The 14,554-nt window shown below is 63.2% G+C and carries 16 protein-coding genes and 1 tRNA gene; 14 read left to right on the top strand and 3 right to left on the bottom strand.

What is annotated here, in order from left to right:
- The first annotated feature begins 26 nt into the window (after nucleotides 1-26).
- The 3 genes from pheT to ABIC76_RS22050 all read left to right on the top strand — a co-directional run bounded on the left by pheT (nucleotide 27) and on the right by ABIC76_RS22050 (nucleotide 3,454).
- Complete coding sequence (gene pheT / locus ABIC76_RS22060; RefSeq protein ID WP_354535237.1) at nucleotides 27-2,456, top strand: phenylalanine--tRNA ligase subunit beta; 2,430 nt, start codon at nucleotides 27-29, stop codon at nucleotides 2,454-2,456.
- Nucleotides 2,457-2,534: 78 nt separating this feature from the next.
- Nucleotides 2,535-2,951 (top strand): integration host factor subunit alpha, encoded by a 417-nt coding sequence (locus ABIC76_RS22055; RefSeq protein WP_102067362.1) that lies wholly within the window; start codon nucleotides 2,535-2,537, stop codon nucleotides 2,949-2,951.
- Nucleotides 2,952-3,022: 71 nt separating this feature from the next.
- A complete protein-coding gene (locus tag ABIC76_RS22050) occupies nucleotides 3,023-3,454 on the top strand; it encodes a MerR family transcriptional regulator (RefSeq protein WP_354535236.1) in 432 nt (143 codons plus the stop codon).
- Between the two features lie 79 nt (nucleotides 3,455-3,533).
- On the opposite strand, the gene ABIC76_RS22045 is transcribed toward ABIC76_RS22050, so the two are convergent.
- Nucleotides 3,534-3,610, bottom strand: a tRNA-Pro gene (locus tag ABIC76_RS22045).
- A 167-nt stretch (nucleotides 3,611-3,777) separates the two neighbouring features.
- Between ABIC76_RS22045 and ABIC76_RS22040 the strand changes: the two genes are divergently transcribed.
- Both ABIC76_RS22040 and ABIC76_RS22035 read left to right on the top strand, forming a co-directional pair.
- Nucleotides 3,778-4,203 (top strand): nuclear transport factor 2 family protein, encoded by a 426-nt coding sequence (locus tag ABIC76_RS22040; protein ID WP_354535235.1) that lies wholly within the window; start codon nucleotides 3,778-3,780, stop codon nucleotides 4,201-4,203.
- Nucleotides 4,196-4,651 (top strand): MerR family transcriptional regulator, encoded by a 456-nt coding sequence (locus tag ABIC76_RS22035; protein WP_354535234.1) that lies wholly within the window; start codon nucleotides 4,196-4,198, stop codon nucleotides 4,649-4,651. The genes ABIC76_RS22040 and ABIC76_RS22035 overlap by 8 nt, the downstream gene beginning before the upstream one ends.
- Nucleotides 4,652-4,664: 13 nt before the next feature.
- Here the strand turns inward: ABIC76_RS22035 and ABIC76_RS22030 are convergent, their stop codons facing one another.
- Nucleotides 4,665-5,579, bottom strand: a complete 915-nt coding sequence (locus tag ABIC76_RS22030; RefSeq protein WP_354535233.1) for a cupin domain-containing protein — start codon at nucleotides 5,577-5,579, stop codon at nucleotides 4,665-4,667.
- A gap of 115 nt (nucleotides 5,580-5,694) precedes the next feature.
- On the opposite strand from ABIC76_RS22030, the gene ABIC76_RS22025 reads away from it, so the two are divergent.
- On the top strand, nucleotides 5,695-6,030 hold the full coding sequence (locus ABIC76_RS22025) for a carboxymuconolactone decarboxylase family protein (protein ID WP_027681252.1): 336 nt from the start codon (nucleotides 5,695-5,697) through the stop codon (nucleotides 6,028-6,030).
- A gap of 9 nt (nucleotides 6,031-6,039) precedes the next feature.
- On the opposite strand, the gene ABIC76_RS22020 is transcribed toward ABIC76_RS22025, so the two are convergent.
- Nucleotides 6,040-6,978, bottom strand: coding sequence for an aldose epimerase family protein (locus ABIC76_RS22020; protein ID WP_354535232.1), 939 nt, complete (start codon nucleotides 6,976-6,978; stop codon nucleotides 6,040-6,042).
- A 73-nt stretch (nucleotides 6,979-7,051) separates the two neighbouring features.
- Between ABIC76_RS22020 and ABIC76_RS22015 the strand changes: the two genes are divergently transcribed.
- From ABIC76_RS22015 to hpaE, 8 genes are all read left to right on the top strand, one after another.
- The gene (locus tag ABIC76_RS22015; protein ID WP_354535231.1) at nucleotides 7,052-7,189 is read left to right on the top strand and encodes a hypothetical protein; all 138 of its coding nucleotides are present in this window, start codon (nucleotides 7,052-7,054) and stop codon (nucleotides 7,187-7,189) included.
- Between the two features lie 103 nt (nucleotides 7,190-7,292).
- The gene (locus tag ABIC76_RS22010) at nucleotides 7,293-7,670 is read left to right on the top strand and encodes a hypothetical protein (protein ID WP_354535230.1); all 378 of its coding nucleotides are present in this window, start codon (nucleotides 7,293-7,295) and stop codon (nucleotides 7,668-7,670) included.
- A gap of 170 nt (nucleotides 7,671-7,840) precedes the next feature.
- Complete coding sequence (gene dinB, locus ABIC76_RS22005) at nucleotides 7,841-8,911, top strand: DNA polymerase IV (RefSeq protein WP_102067356.1); 1,071 nt, start codon at nucleotides 7,841-7,843, stop codon at nucleotides 8,909-8,911.
- A 186-nt stretch (nucleotides 8,912-9,097) separates the two neighbouring features.
- Nucleotides 9,098-10,528 (top strand): branched-chain amino acid transporter BcaP, encoded by a 1,431-nt coding sequence (gene bcaP, locus ABIC76_RS22000; protein ID WP_354535229.1) that lies wholly within the window; start codon nucleotides 9,098-9,100, stop codon nucleotides 10,526-10,528.
- A 528-nt stretch (nucleotides 10,529-11,056) separates the two neighbouring features.
- Nucleotides 11,057-11,347 carry a DUF1488 family protein gene (locus ABIC76_RS21995; protein WP_027681257.1) on the top strand — a complete coding sequence of 97 codons (291 nt, stop codon included), beginning with the start codon at nucleotides 11,057-11,059 and terminating at the stop codon, nucleotides 11,345-11,347.
- Between the two features lie 190 nt (nucleotides 11,348-11,537).
- Nucleotides 11,538-12,290, top strand: coding sequence for a fumarylacetoacetate hydrolase family protein (locus tag ABIC76_RS21990; protein WP_354535228.1), 753 nt, complete (start codon nucleotides 11,538-11,540; stop codon nucleotides 12,288-12,290).
- On the top strand, nucleotides 12,287-13,057 hold the full coding sequence (locus ABIC76_RS21985; protein ID WP_354535227.1) for a fumarylacetoacetate hydrolase family protein: 771 nt from the start codon (nucleotides 12,287-12,289) through the stop codon (nucleotides 13,055-13,057). Before ABIC76_RS21990 ends, ABIC76_RS21985 begins: the two co-directional genes overlap by 4 nt.
- Nucleotides 13,054-14,535, top strand: coding sequence for a 5-carboxymethyl-2-hydroxymuconate semialdehyde dehydrogenase (gene hpaE / locus ABIC76_RS21980; RefSeq protein WP_354535226.1), 1,482 nt, complete (start codon nucleotides 13,054-13,056; stop codon nucleotides 14,533-14,535). The genes ABIC76_RS21985 and hpaE overlap by 4 nt, the downstream gene beginning before the upstream one ends.
- Nucleotides 14,536-14,554: the final 19 nt, after the last annotated feature.

Here is a 14,554-nt window from a genome sequence, read left to right as displayed (position 1 = left end):
AATCGAATTTCCTTTCCTGTCGCGCCATGCAATTTCCGGAATCCTGGCTTCGCAGTTTCGTCAATCCGTCGATCACCACGGATGAGCTTTCCCATCGCCTGACGATGGCTGGACTCGAGGTGGAAGAGGTCGACCCCGTTGCGCCGCCGTTCTCGCAGATCGTCGTTGGCCATGTGATCGAGGTGAACAAACACCCGGACGCCGATCGCCTCAACGTGTGCAAGGTCGATGCGGGCACGGGCGAATTGCTGCAGATCGTCTGCGGTGCGCCGAACGTGTCGGTAGGCATCAAGGTGCCGTGCGCGCTGGTCGGCGCCGAACTGCCGCCGGGCGAAGACGGCAAGCCGTTCAAGATCAAGATCGGCAAGCTGCGTGGCGTGGACAGCTACGGCATGCTGTGTTCGGCGCGCGAGCTGAAGCTGTCGGAAGACCACGGCGGTCTGCTGATCCTGCCGGAAGACACGCCGGTGGGCGAGAACATCCGCAAGGTGCTCGATCTGGACGACCAGATCTTCGTCATCAAGCTCACGCCCAACAAGGCCGACTGCCTGTCGATCCATGGCGTGGCGCGTGAGGTGTCCGCGCTGACGGGCGCGCCCATCACGGTGCCGTCGATGGCGCCCGTGGCGGTGACGCTGGCCGACAAGCTGCCGGTCAAGGTGGAGGCGCCGGACCTGTGCGGTCGTTTTTCGGGCCGCATCATCCGCGGTGTGAATGCACACGCGAAGACGCCGGCCTGGATGGTGTCGCGCATCGAGCGCGCGGGCATGCGCAGCGTGTCGGCGCTGGTCGATATTTCGAATTACGTGATGCTGGAGCTGGGCCGTCCGTCGCACGTGTTCGACCTAGACAAGATTCACGGCGGCCTGACGGTGCGCTGGGGCAAGGCTGGCGAACAACTGAAGCTACTCAATGGCGACACCATCACCGTCGACGAAAAGGTCGGCGTGATCTCGGACGAGCAGGCCATCGAAAGCCTTGCCGGCATCATGGGCGGTGACAAGACGGCCGTCACGCTCGATACGCAGAACATCTACGTCGAAGCCGCATTCTGGTGGCCGGAAGCCATTCAGGGCCGTGCCCGCCGCTACAACTTCTCGACCGATGCCGGCCATCGCTTCGAGCGCGGCGTGGACTATGCGACGACCGTTGAACACATCGAGCGCATCAGTGCGCTGATCCTCGAAATCTGCGGCGGCCAGGCTGGCCCGATCGACGATCAGATCGTCAACTTGCCGAAACGCGAGCCCGTGCGCATGCGCGTTGCGCGTGCGGCGCGTGTGCTTGGTATTCCCCTGTCGCACGATGTCGTGGCGGACGTGTTCGAGCGGCTCGGCCTGACGTTCAACGTGGACGGCGATGTGTTCATCGTCGAGCCGCCGTCGTACCGCTTCGACCTCGAAATCGAGGAAGACCTGATCGAAGAAGTCGCCCGCATCTATGGTTTCGAGCAGATTCCCGCGAAGCCGCCTGTGGCCGAGAGCGCGATGCGTCCGACCGACGAGGCGCGCCGCACGATGCACGACGTGCGTCATGCCGTTGCCGCGCGCGACTACCACGAGGTCGTCAACTTCGCTTTTGTCGAAACCGAATGGGAAGCCGATTTTGCCGGCAATACCAACCCGATTCCGCTGCTGAATCCGATTGCCAGCCAGTACTCGGTGATGCGCAGCACGCTCATCGGCGGTTTGCTCGACAAGGTGCGCTACAACCTGAACCGCAAGGCTTCGCGCGTGCGCATGTTCGAGGTGGGGCGTGTGTTCCACCGCGATGCGAGTGTCGCCGACGGTGGCCTGTCGATTGCAGGCTACGCCCAGCCGATGATGGCCGGCGGCATTGCGTATGGCCCGTCGAAGGAAGAGCAGTGGGGCGTGCAGACACGTCCGGTCGATTTCTTCGATGTGAAGGGCGATGTCGAATCGCTGCTGTGGCCGCTGCAGGCGCGTTTCGAACGCGCTGAGCATCCGGCGCTGCATCCGGGACGCTCCGCGCGCGTAGTGCTGAATGGCCGTGCCATCGGCTGGATCGGCGAGCTGCATCCGCGTTGGCTGCAGAAATACGATCTGCCGACTGCGCCGGTGGTGTGGGAGTTGGAACTCGACGCGATCACGGCCGTCGGGTTGCCGAAGTATCGCGAAGTCCCCCGCGTCCCTGCAGTGACGCGCGACATTGCGCTCGTCGTGCGCCAAGACGTGGCGGTCCAGGACTTGGTCGATACCTTTGAAAAGACGGCTGTTGGCACACCTTGGCAACGCTATCTGCAGGGTGTTGTGCTCTTCGACGAATTCCGTCCGAAGGCCGCCACGGCTGCCATTGGGGCGCAGGAGAAAAGCCTTGCCTTCAGAATTACGTTGCAAGATACTGACAGCACCCTTCAGGACGACATTGTCGAGGCCGCCACACAGCAACTGATTCGAGCGGCCGGCGATGCATTCGGCGCGCGCCTGCGCGCTTGACGTCTCAGACGTCCGCACTGCGCTAGAGACAGCTCGAACGAACCTCCGCATTCGGATCGAATACGCTAAGCGAATCCTATGAACGATCAACACGCGCCAGCGTTGGCGGCATCCTTGGGCGACTCGCTCGGTTCTTCTTCTGCAGCGTTGGGCGACGCACGTGACGCGCGCGCTCAGGACGTGCCGACGCTTACCAAGGCCGAGCTTGCCGAGATGCTGTTCGAGCAGGTCGGCCTGAACAAGCGTGAGTCGAAGGATATGGTCGAGGCGTTTTTCGACGTGATTCGCGAGGCGCTCGAGCAGGGCGACAGCGTCAAGCTGTCGGGCTTCGGTAACTTCCAGTTGCGCGACAAGCCGCAGCGGCCGGGCCGCAATCCGAAGACGGGAGAAATCATTCCCATCACTGCGCGCCGCGTCGTTACGTTCCACGCCAGCCAGAAGCTCAAGGCGCTCGTTGAAGAGCGTGTCGAGCCGCTGCCGGTCGACGTCGCGTAATTCTGCTGCGTGATTTCGTTCAGCCGTCCGTTCAATCCGTCTCTTTCGCCAGCCCTGTAGTCCAGTCCTGTATGGCCGCCGATAAACACACGGAGCGGGTCAACCTGCCCCCGATTCCAGCCAAACGCTACTTCACCATTGGTGAGGTGAGCGACCTGTGCGCCGTCAAGCCGCACGTGCTGCGCTATTGGGAGCAGGAGTTCACGCAGCTCAAGCCGGTCAAGCGACGCGGCAATCGGCGCTACTACCAGCATCATGAAGTGCTGCTGATCCGGCGTATTCGCGAGCTGCTGTACGAGCAGGGTTTCACGATCAATGGCGCACGGAATCGGTTGGATGAGTTGCGGCATGGCGCAAGTGCTGCGTCCCCTGTTGAAGCTGATGAGCCCGAAATGGGGGCTGCGGCGCCGATGACCGCCATTGGGAGCGGCTTGATGGATGTTCAGGGCTTGCGGCATGCCTTGTCGGCTGTGTTGGAAGTGCTGCGTACCGATAAGCCGTAAGCTGATATCGCGCACAGGAAGCGCGCCGATGGAAACGAAAAAGCCCGCGTAACGTGATTTGTTACGCGGGCTTTTGTTTTGGTCGGGGCGAGAGGATTTGAACCTCCGACCACCTGCACCCCATGCAGGTACGCTACCAGGCTGCGCTACGCCCCGAAGCCTGAAAGTATAACAGAGGCGTAGCGTTGATGACTAGTAGTTCGCTCGCAGTTCGAGCACTGCGTCATGTGGTCGTGTTGCCGATGGTGACGACAAAGAAATCCCTTGCGCTAGAGTGCGCTCTAGCACCTGTAATCAGGAGCGTTCACGCCAGGAGACTCACAATGAACGCACTTGATAACAAGCACATCTTGCAGACCGTCTTTGCCGAACTCGCTGTGAGCAACGCCAAGCCTTTCGTTGATCTCATGGCGGATGATTTCTGCTGGGTGTGCACGGGTACGACGCTGTGGTCTCGGCGCTATGAAGGCAAGCAGACGGTGTTGAACGAGCTGTTCGGTCCGCTGCGCGCGAAGCTCGGGCGCATCACGACCGTTGCCAGCCGCTTTACTGCGGAAGGCGATACCGTCGTCGTGGAGGCGCAAGGTTGCAACACAACGCGCGACGGCGTCGCCTATAACAATCAGTACTGCTTCGTCATCCAGATGCGCGAGGGCAAGATGCGTGAACTGATCGAATACTTCGACACCGATCTCGTCAACCGTGCCCTCGGCGATCCCGCAGACCTTTCTAACCACGCCCATGGCTGAGCGCGATCCGGCCCGTTTGCTGATTGGCGCCCTCGCTGAACGCACGGGCCGCAGCATTCATACGATTCGATGGTACGAGGCGCAGGGGCTGATTCCCGGCGTTGCGCGCGATGCGACAGGGCGACGTGTCTATACCGAGCAGCACGTCAACTGGCTGGAGTTGATGGAACGCCTGCGCAATACGGGGATGTCCGTTGCGCAGATGCGCGAATATACGGCGCTGGTGTGCGAGGGCCGCGGCACCTTGAAAGCGCGGCATGCTCTGCTGGTTGCCCATCGCGCTCAGGTCATGCAGACGATTGCCGAGTGGACGCGCTCGCTTGCGCTGATCGACGGCAAGATCGATTTCTACGGCGAATGGGTCGCCACAGGAACGCGCCCGGCGCGTGAGCCCAGCCTGCCGCAAAGCGCCGCGAAAACGCGCACGCGCCGCACGCCGGAGCGCTAGCGATGGCGGAGGATCAATCCGTCGCCCGCCGATACCGCGCAGGCGTCATCCCCAGGTGCTGCTTGAACGCCTTGCCGAACGCCGCTTCGGATTGATAGCCGACACGCGCGCCAATTTCGCCTGCGCTGAGCCGTGTATGAACCAACGCGTCGCAGGCGAGCGTCATGCGCACGCGCGTGAGGAAATCCCATACCGTCATGCCGGCACGTGCCTTGAAATGCCGCGCGTAGGTGGCGCGTGACATGGCCGCGAGGTCGGCGAGGGCGTCGATGGTCCATGCGCGTTCGGGCGCGCTGAGCATGGCTTGTACGGACGGCCCCAGGCGCGCGTCCGACAGCAGCGTCAGCGTGCCGGGGCTCGCGTTTTCTCGCTGACCGTAGGCGCGCAGCGCCATCGTCAGCAGCGCTTGGCTCAGCGCGGTGACGATCGCCAGCGCGCCCGGTGCCCGCGTTTCGGCTTCGTCGCGCATCAGCCCAATGAGTGCTTGCAGCGCCGGAAACGACGCACTATCACTCAATGACACATGCAGCGGGTCGGGCAGTGTGCGCACCAGCAGCGTGGTCGAGCCACGCTCGTGAACGAAGCGGCCGCAAAGCAGATCGACGTCTGGCACGCCCCGGCCGGTTTGGCGGAGCGGCAGCATGCCGTCGTGCGATGTGCGCGGCTTGGGAATCCGCGCCTCCGCAGCGCTTGAGTCGTGAATCGTGTGGGCTTCACCGCGTGGGAACAGGATGAAATCGCCTTCGCGCAGCGTGAGCGTGCGGCCGCCGGTGTCGAGCCGGCAACAGCCCGACAGCACGAGGTGGAACAGCGCCTGCCCATTCGGCTCCGGATCATGCGGGATCGAGAAACGCCCCTGGAACAGGCAGCGCAAATCCAGGCTGGCCTGCGGCCGGATGAGTTGAATGAATTGGCTGAGCGCGTCCATTGAGACGGTTTCGACAGAAATTGCGTTGATCTAGTATTCAACGGATCACGCATCAAGACAATACTCTTTCCAACGGCGCCGACACCGGGTCAGCGCCACACCACCGGAGCACATCATGCTGAACTGGGTCGAGTATCGGAAGGAATTGCTGGGTCGCATTGGCGAGATCGGTCAGATCACGCCGGATACCGTCAAGGGCTACAAGACGCTGTCGGCTGCCTCGACGGGTAGCCTTGACGCGAAGACGCGTGAGCTGATTGCGCTGGCCGTGGCGGTGACCACGCGCTGCGATGGCTGTATCACCGTGCACACCGCCGAGGCCATCAAGCATGGCGCAACGCACGAGGAGATTGCCGACGCGCTGAGCGTGGCGATCTCGCTCAATGCCGGGGCAGCCTTGGTGTATTCGGCGCGCGTGATGGATGCGGTGCAGGCCTACGAAAAGGCCTGAGCGCGTCGGCTACCGGGCGATCCGCAGACGGCAGGTGGCCTGCCGCGCCTCGCCCGGCGCGAGCAGGTGCAGGCCCTCGCCGTGATGGATTGCATTCGGGAGCCCCATCCACGGTTCGACGCAGTAGAAGTCGGACGTGGCGTTTTCCGTCCACGTGGTGATGGCGTACCAGGGCACCGGCGCGCCGTCGACTTCGAAACGAATGCGGCGGCCAAGCGGTGCTTCCGGGTGCGGCGGAATGACCAGCGTTGCAGCGCCAGCGTCATCGAGCAGGTGATAGCGGTCTTGCAGCGCCGGGTCGTCGAGCTGGTAATTCCTGCGCCCGGGCTCGGGGCGGTCGAGACTGCCATCGGGCAGTTGGCGTGACAGCCGTGCCGGCGGCATCAACAGCTCGGTCGCGCCGCGCAGTGCATGCGGCAGCGCCAGGTAGAAATGATGGCCGGCGTAGAAAGGCATCGTGGCATGCGCGTCGCCTTCGTTCAGATGCTTGACCGAGAAGGTCGCCTCGAGCCCATCGTCAATCAGCCGGTACGTCACGCGAAACTCAAAGGCGAACGGATAGCCCTGACGCGTCTCGAGGCTGTCGCGCAGCAGCAGGACGATGTGCGCGTCGCTTGCGTCTTCCACCTCGAAGGGCAAGTCGCGTGCGAAGCCGTGTTGCGGCAGGGCGTGAAGTTGCCCGCGCGCGTCGCGCCAGCGGCCGACCTCGCCTGCTACGAAGTGCCGGCCGATGAAGGGAAACAGCAGCGGATTGCCGCCACGGACCTTGGCTGGGTTTGACCAATCGGCCGGCTCCGGCCAAAAGAGAATGTCTTCGCCGCGATGGCGCCAGCGCACGAGCCGCCCGCCGGCATCGGGTGCCAGCAGCAGCATGGAGCCATTGGCATGCGACTCACCGATGCGGATGAGCGTGCGGTCCTGAAAGCGGGCGGTGGGCAGGTCGTGCATAGGCGGGCGAGGTGGCTTGTTGGCATGGGAATCGCGTACTAGATTGTCAATGCGTTTTGCCCGGAGGGAAACCATGTCCGTCAATTGCGTGCTGCCCGCACATACCATTCCCCCGCCCGACGAGCCCTCGCCACCGGGCATTCCGCCGGATCTGCCATCGCCCGATGAGCCGCCGCCGCCCGTCGAGCCACCGGAGATGTTGCGGACGTAATTTGCTGTTACCAATCGTCACAGCTTTGTGGGAAGCGGTTCGTAAGATAAGCGCCAGTTCTCGCGCAACTGCGCGTTTCTACAACGACGATACGAGCCCAAACATGTCGATTCTTCCGCGTCTGACCCTGTGCGCAATACTGGCGGCCTCCATGGCCGGTTGTGTCGTGGCGCCGCCGCAGCCCACGCGTACGGTGGTGGTGCACGAGCCGGTTCCGGTCGCGGCACCTGCACCGGTGGATCCGCGCGCGCGCTTCGACCAAGTGCAGGGTCGCCTCGCGGAAGAATTCCACCGTATCGACGTTCGCCAATCCCAGGGCTACATCGATCCGTATCGCGCGGATGGCCTGCGCGACCGCCTGCGCCGCATCCGCCAGGAAGCCAACGACATGGCCAGCCAGCATCGCGGTGGCTTGTCCGGCGACGAGCAGCGCGCCCTGAATGACGAACTCGGCGCCGTGGCGCACGATATCGGCCGCTAAGCCGCTTTTCCGATCCCTTCATTCGCCGATGTTGCGTTGCAATATCGGCGAAATGCATTGTTGCGCCGCGTTGCGTGCGCGACCCGCGGAAGCTGATACGCTTGCGTTCCTCCTGAACGAGCAAGCCCGACGCCGCTGCTGCCTCCCGCAGCCGGTTCTGGCCTTGTGCCGTGCGAAAGATCATCCACTGCGACTGCGATTGTTTTTACGCCGCCATCGAAATGCGCGACGATCCGCGCCTCGTCGGCAAGCCGCTGGCCGTCGGTGGGCGGCCGGAGCGGCGCGGCGTGGTCGCGACTTGCAATTACGAAGCACGCAAGTTCGGCATCCATTCGGCGATGCCCATGGCGCAGGCCGTCAAGCGTTGTCCCGATTTGTTGATCGTGCCGCCGTCCATGGAGAAGTACCGCCAGGTTGCGCGTCAGATCTTCGCCATCTATCACAGCTACACGCCGCTGGTGGAACCGCTCTCGCTGGACGAGGCGTATCTGGACGTGACCGACAGCCCGATGCTCGCGGGCAGCGGCACCCGCATCGCTGAAGACATCCGCCGCCGCGTGCGCGAAGAGATCGGCATTACCGTGTCCGCGGGCGTCGCGCCCAACAAGTTCATCGCCAAGATCGCCAGCGACTGGAACAAGCCCGATGGCCTGTTCGTCGTGCGGCCGGAGCAGATCGACGCGTTTGTTGCCGAACTGCCCGTCGACCGCCTGTTCGGCGTGGGCAAGGTGACGGCCGCCAAGCTGCGTCGCCTCGGGGCGGAAACCTGCGGCGACTTGCGCGCCTGGGGCACCGACCGCTTGCAGCAGCATTTCGGCGTGTTCGGTTTCCGGCTGCACGACCTTTGCCGGGGCATCGATCACCGGCAGGTGCAGCCCTCGCAGATTCGCAAGTCGGTCAGCGTGGAAGAAACCTACGCCACCGATCTGCGCACACTCGAAGACTGCCAGCGTGAGTTGACTGTGCTTGTGGAGCAGCTCGCCGCGCGCGTCGAGCGTGCCCGCGCAGGCAACATGATCCACAAAACCTACGTCAAGCTGCGGTTTGCCGATTTTCGCGGCACGACGGTGGAATGCATCGCGCCGCAAGTGTCCTTGCCGGTGTTCTCCAAGTTGCTCGCGCAGGGGTTTGAGCGTCGCGGCATTCCCGTGCGGTTGCTCGGCGTGGGCGTGCGGTTGTATGAGTCCGACGCGCATGCGCGCCAGCAGCCGCTGTTTGCCGAAGACCCTGCCGCCGAGTGAGGTCGCTGCCCCAGCCGTCAATCGGTTGAGAATTGTCCTATTTTCCTGTCTGCACCCGGCGATAGAAGGGCGGAAGTCGCCTGCGGGTAAAATGCCCGCTTTTTTGCATAATCCGCCGCCGCGCATCACACGTGCGCGACAGTGCATGCCGTCACATTCGGCCGCACGCAGACAGGAGACGCAGTAATGAGTTTGTTTCGTACCAAAAACGTGGATCACATGATCCGCACGGGCCACAGCGACACCGGCCTGAAGAAAGTCCTCGGACCCCTCGACCTGACCTTCCTGGGTGTCGGCGCCATCATCGGAACCGGCATCTTTGTGCTGACCGGCACCGGCGCGCTGACGGCCGGGCCGGCGCTCACGCTGTCCTTCATCGTCGCGGCGCTCGCCTGCGGGTTTGCCGCGCTGTGCTACGCCGAATTCGCCTCGACCATTCCCGTGTCGGGCTCCATCTATACGTACGCCTACGCCACGATGGGCGAGCTGGTCGCCTGGATCATCGGCTGGGACCTGATGCTCGAATATGGCTTGGCCACCTCCGCCGTTTCTGTGGGCTGGTCCGGCTATTTCCAATCCTTGCTGTCGGGCTTCGGCCTGCATCTGCCGGTGGCGCTCACTGCCGCACCGGGCGCGATTCCGGGCGTGCAGACGCTGTTCAATCTGCCGGCGCTGGTGATCATGCTGCTGATCACGACGCTCCTGTCGTTCGGCATTCGCGAATCGGCGCGCGCCAACAACATCATGGTGGCGATCAAGGTGACGGTCGTGCTGCTGTTCATCGCCGTGGGTGTGCGCCATGTGCAGCCGGCCAACTGGCAGCCGTTCATGCCGTTCGGCATGGAAGGCGTGTTTGGCGCCGCGGCTATCGTGTTCTTCGCGTTCATCGGCTTCGATGCGGTGACGTCTGCGGCGGAAGAGGTGCGCAATCCCAAACGCGATTTGCCGATCGGCATCATCGGTTCGCTGGCGGTCTGCACGATTCTCTATGTGCTGGTGGCCGCCATCATGACGGGCATCGTCCCGTTCGCGAAGTTTGCGGGCGTGGATCACCCCGTGTCGCTGGCGTTGCAAGTGGCCGGTGAAAGCTGGGTGGCGGGCTTTGTCGACCTGGGCGCCATCATCGGCATGACGACCGTGATTCTCGTGATGGCGTACGGCCAGACCCGCATCATCTTTGCCATGTCGCGCGACGGCCTGCTCCCCAAGCGCCTGTCGCACATTCATCCGCGCTATTCGACGCCGTTCCTGAATACCTGGGTGGTGGGGATCGTCTTTGCGCTGATTGCCGCGCTTGTTCCGCTGAATGTGCTGGCTGAGCTGATCAACATCGGCACGCTCGCGGCCTTCTCGTTGATCGCCGTGGCTGTGCTGGTGCTGCGCCGTACGCGCCCGGACTTGCATCGCGGCTTCCGCTGCCCCGGCGTGCCGGTCGTGCCTCTACTGGCGATCGGCCTGTGCCTGTTCCTGATGAGCCATCTGCAGGCCGTCACCTGGATCGCCTTCCTGGTGTGGGTCGTAATTGGCTTGCTGGTGTACTTCGGCTATGCGCGCCGCCGTTCGCTGCTGCACGCGTCGGCGCCCGGCGCAGCGCCGGTTTCCGAGACGGTGCACTGATCGGGACGGCGCGTCCATTCCCTGACGACATGGCTGCCACGCGGGTGCCACTGTCGTCAGGGCCGCCGGTTGAGGAGAATTCGCCTCAGCCGGTGCGCAACTATTACAACGCCGGTGTGTTGCGTTCAAAGAGCGCACTTTTTTGGCACTGTTTTCAGCGCTTCCCGCACTGACATCAACGTGTCGCCAATCATGTGGTTGCATTAGCAAACGCGTCCTGGCTCTGTATCCGGCATGCGCCTTGCATGTGGCTTTCGCTTTGCTCAACGGGCACGTGCGCGACCCTGACAAAAAAGCATAGCTGTGACCGTGGGCCCCACAAGGCCTGATGCCGCCTGGGATGGCAGCTTCAAGCCCGCGCTCGAGGGCTGCAAAGCTCGAAATCGCGCTCGCACGTGCATCGCAAGCTGTGGTTAAAATGATTTGCGCAGCCAGACCCATGTCTGACGAAACCTTGCCGGCCCCCCCGCACGGTTTCCACGCAACAGCGTGTGCGTTGTTGTCCATTGCAATCGGAGGGCTTTGACGATGGAAATCAAGTTCGAAAAGAAAGAGGCGTACGACATCAACAACGAAGGCCTGCTGTTCGACGCACTCGTCGACGGTGAAAAGGTGACTTGCGTGGCAACGCGTGAGGCGCTTTGGGAAGGCCTGGAAGGTGACCAGGTGTTGTCGCTGCAGGCAGCCTTCGAGGCTGGCCAGGAGCGGATCCAGGATGCCGCGCGCGTGCTGATTGCCGACGGCGTCCAGCGATCTCATGGATTGGAGGATTTGCCGCAACCGGTCGTGGTCAAGCGCGCGCACATTGCCGTGGCTTGAGTCTGATCGATTGCCCGCGTAGACATCGGCTTGCCCGATGACTCTGCATGGCGGACAGCGCGTCCGCCGTCTGAAAAAAGCCGGTCCGTGTGACCGGTTTTTTTCATGGCGCCGCACTTTCCCGACTTGACATGGCTGCAATCCGACTCGATTATTAACATGTTAATTATATGGGGAAGGAGGAGGCGCAATGCGGCGAGCCAGAGTGACATTGCCGGACGGCCGGATACGGGAAACCGTGTTTGCTTGTGCCACGGAACCCGCAGATTCCTGGCGCTGGCTGCCGCCGGTCAAAGGTACGGTCGTCGGGACCTTGCTGAACTACCGCGGAGAACTCGATGCGCTCGGCGACGCGCTATCTGCGCCGCCTTACCAGGCGCCGCCCAAGGCGCCCATTCTGTATCTCAAGCCCGCCAACACGCGTATCGGCCATGGTCATGACGTTGTGCTGCCGGCCGATGTCGATGGCGTCTGGGCGGGGGCTTGCCTGGGCGTGGTGATCGGGCGGACTGCCACGCGCGTGCCTGCGCAGCGCGCTGCAGATTTCATCGCCGGCTACACCATCGTCAACGACCTGACCGTGCCGCATGCGAGCTACTACCGACCGGCGATTCGCCACAAGTGCCGCGATGGTTTCTGCCCGATGGGGCCATGGATGGTTGACCGTGACGATGTACCCGATGCCGATGCACTGGATATCGCCGTGCGCATCAACGGAGAGATCAAGCAGCGCGCAAACACGTCGACGCTGGTGCGGCCAATCGGGCAACTGCTTGCCGACGTGACGGCCTTCATGACGCTGGAAGTGGGCGACGTGCTGCTCGTTGGCATGCCGGAGAATCCGCCGCTGGCGCGCGCCGGGGATTGCATCGATATCGACATCGCCCACATCGGCACGCTGACCACAGCCCTGGTTCGCCACGCGCAGGAGGCCTCGCGATGAAGCACGCGCGTATTGCCTATGACGGCGCCATCCATCAGGTCACGGCCATGCCGGGCGATGACACCCACGTGCGATTGGCCGACGGCCGCGTCCTGCATGAAAGCGAAGTCGTCTGGTTGCCGCCGATCCAGCCGCGCACGGTCTTCGCACTGGGCTTGAACTACGCCGACCACGCCAAGGAGCTGGCCTTCAAGGCGCCCGAGGAGCCGCTCGCGTTTCTGAAGGGGCCGAATACGCTGATCGGCCATCGCGCCCGGACCGTGCGCCCGGATGGGGTGGCGTTCATGCACTACGAATGCGAGCTGGTCGTGGTGATTGGCGAGACCGCACGCAATGTGCCTCGCGAACATGCCTACGAATATGTGGCGGGCTATACGGTGGCCAACGATTACGCCATCCGCGATTACCTCGAGAACTACTACCGCCCGAACCTGCGTGTGAAAAGCCGCGATACGTGTACGCCCATCGGGCCATGGCTCGTTGACCGCGACGATGTGCCCGATCCGATGAACCTCGCGTTGCGTACCACCATCAACGGCCGCGTCACGCAAGAAGGCAGCACGCGAGACATGATCTTCGACATTCCGGCGTTGATCGCCTGGTTCTCCAGTTTCATGACGCTTAGCCCCGGCGACATGATCCTGACCGGTACGCCCGAGGGTTTGGCCGACACGCAACCCGGCGACGAAGTCATCACCGAAATTGAAGGCATCGGCAGGCTGGTGAGCACCATCGTTGCCGAAGAACCGAACAAGGAGCCCGCATGAGCCGCGTCAACATGGACCCTGTCAAGCATTGGATCAACGGTCGCCAGGTCGACAGCGTCGAGCGTTTCGTCACGACCAATCCAGCCACGGGCGAAGCCATTGCCGAGGTGGCATCGGGCGGTGAGGCAGAGATCAACGCGGCGGTCGCGGCGGCCAAGGCGGCATTTCCGGCCTGGGCCAACACGCCGGCCAAGCAGCGCGCCAAGCTGATGCGCCGACTGGGCGAGCTGATCGAACAGAACGTGCCGCACCTAGCCGCGCTGGAGACGATGGACACCGGGCTGCCGATCGCGCAGACGAGCAAGCAGCTCATTCCGCGCGCTTCCGAGAACTTCCATTTCTTTGCCGAGGTGTGCACGCAAGTCAACGGCCGCACGTATCCCGTCGATGACCAGATGCTGAACTACACGCTGTATCAGCCGGTGGGCGTTTGCGCGTTGATCTCGCCCTGGAATGTGCCGTTCATGACGGCCACGTGGAAGGTGGCGCCGTGCCTGGCGCTGGGCAATACGGCGGTGCTGAAGATGTCGGAGCTGTCGCCGCTGACAGCGGACCAGCTTGGCCGGCTTGCACTGGAAGCCGGCATTCCGCCCGGCGTGCTGAACGTGGTGCAAGGCTATGGCGCGACGGCCGGCGATGCGCTGGTGCGTCATCCGGATGTGCGGGTGGTGTCCTTCACAGGCGGTACGACGACCGGCAAGCGCATCATGGAGCGCGCCGGCCTGAAGAAATTCTCGATGGAGCTGGGCGGTAAATCGCCCGTGCTGGTCTTCGACGATGCAGACCTGGATCGCGCGCTGGATGCGTCGCTCTTCACCATCTTTTCGATCAACGGCGAGCGCTGCACGGCCGGCTCGCGCATCTTCGTGCAAGAGAGCGTCTACGACGAGTTCGTACGCAAGTTTGCCCAACGTGCCAAGCGGCTTGTGGTGGGCGATCCGGCAGATGAGACAACCCATGTCGGCTCGATGATCACGCGCGCGCATTGGGAGAAGGTCACGGGCTACATCCGCCTGGGCGAACAGGAAGGCGCGAAGATTCTGGCCGGCGGTGCGGAGAAGCCCACTGGCCTGCCCGGCCACCTGCAGAACGGCAACTTCGTGGCGCCCACGGTGCTGGCCAACGTCGACAACCGCATGCGGGTGGCGCAGGAAGAAATCTTTGGCCCCGTGGCTTGCCTGATCCCGTTCAAGGATGAGGTCGATGGCCTGAAACTCGCCAATGACGTGGAATACGGTCTGGCCTCGTACATCTGGACGCAGGATGTGGGCAAGGTGCACCGCGTGGCGCGCGGCATCGAAGCCGGCATGGTGTTCGTCAACAGCCAGAATGTGCGCGACCTGCGCCAGCCTTTTGGCGGCGTCAAAGCGTCCGGCACGGGGCGTGAGGGCGGCGAGTACAGTCTGGAGGTGTTTGCCGAAATCAAGAACGTCTGCATTTCGATGGGCAGCCACCATATTCCGCGCTGGGGCGTTTGACGCGCGGCCGGACACACCA

The organism is Ralstonia sp. 1138 (genome assembly GCF_040544795.1).
GTDB classification, from domain to species: domain Bacteria; phylum Pseudomonadota; class Gammaproteobacteria; order Burkholderiales; family Burkholderiaceae; genus Ralstonia; species Ralstonia flatus.
The sequence above is the reverse complement of the archived record's forward strand: the minus strand, read 5'-3'. Positions and strand labels throughout refer to the sequence as shown.

Excerpts from the sequence above, each read along its gene's own strand:
- pheT (WP_354535237.1), top strand. The coding sequence starts at position 27 with ATGCAATTTCCGGAATCCTGGCTTCGCAGTTTCGTCAATCCGTCGATC.
- ABIC76_RS22055 (WP_102067362.1), top strand. The coding sequence starts at position 2,535 with ATGAACGATCAACACGCGCCAGCGTTGGCGGCATCCTTGGGCGACTCG.
- ABIC76_RS22050 (WP_354535236.1), top strand. The coding sequence starts at position 3,023 with ATGGCCGCCGATAAACACACGGAGCGGGTCAACCTGCCCCCGATTCCA.
- ABIC76_RS22040 (WP_354535235.1), top strand. The coding sequence starts at position 3,778 with ATGAACGCACTTGATAACAAGCACATCTTGCAGACCGTCTTTGCCGAA.
- ABIC76_RS22035 (WP_354535234.1), top strand. The coding sequence starts at position 4,196 with ATGGCTGAGCGCGATCCGGCCCGTTTGCTGATTGGCGCCCTCGCTGAA.
- ABIC76_RS22030 (WP_354535233.1), bottom strand. The coding sequence starts at position 5,579 with ATGGACGCGCTCAGCCAATTCATTCAACTCATCCGGCCGCAGGCCAGC.
- ABIC76_RS22025 (WP_027681252.1), top strand. The coding sequence starts at position 5,695 with ATGCTGAACTGGGTCGAGTATCGGAAGGAATTGCTGGGTCGCATTGGC.
- ABIC76_RS22020 (WP_354535232.1), bottom strand. The coding sequence starts at position 6,978 with ATGCACGACCTGCCCACCGCCCGCTTTCAGGACCGCACGCTCATCCGC.
- ABIC76_RS22015 (WP_354535231.1), top strand. The coding sequence starts at position 7,052 with ATGTCCGTCAATTGCGTGCTGCCCGCACATACCATTCCCCCGCCCGAC.
- ABIC76_RS22010 (WP_354535230.1), top strand. The coding sequence starts at position 7,293 with ATGTCGATTCTTCCGCGTCTGACCCTGTGCGCAATACTGGCGGCCTCC.
- bcaP (WP_354535229.1), top strand. The coding sequence starts at position 9,098 with ATGAGTTTGTTTCGTACCAAAAACGTGGATCACATGATCCGCACGGGC.
- ABIC76_RS21995 (WP_027681257.1), top strand. The coding sequence starts at position 11,057 with ATGGAAATCAAGTTCGAAAAGAAAGAGGCGTACGACATCAACAACGAA.
- ABIC76_RS21990 (WP_354535228.1), top strand. The coding sequence starts at position 11,538 with ATGCGGCGAGCCAGAGTGACATTGCCGGACGGCCGGATACGGGAAACC.
- ABIC76_RS21985 (WP_354535227.1), top strand. The coding sequence starts at position 12,287 with ATGAAGCACGCGCGTATTGCCTATGACGGCGCCATCCATCAGGTCACG.
- hpaE (WP_354535226.1), top strand. The coding sequence starts at position 13,054 with ATGAGCCGCGTCAACATGGACCCTGTCAAGCATTGGATCAACGGTCGC.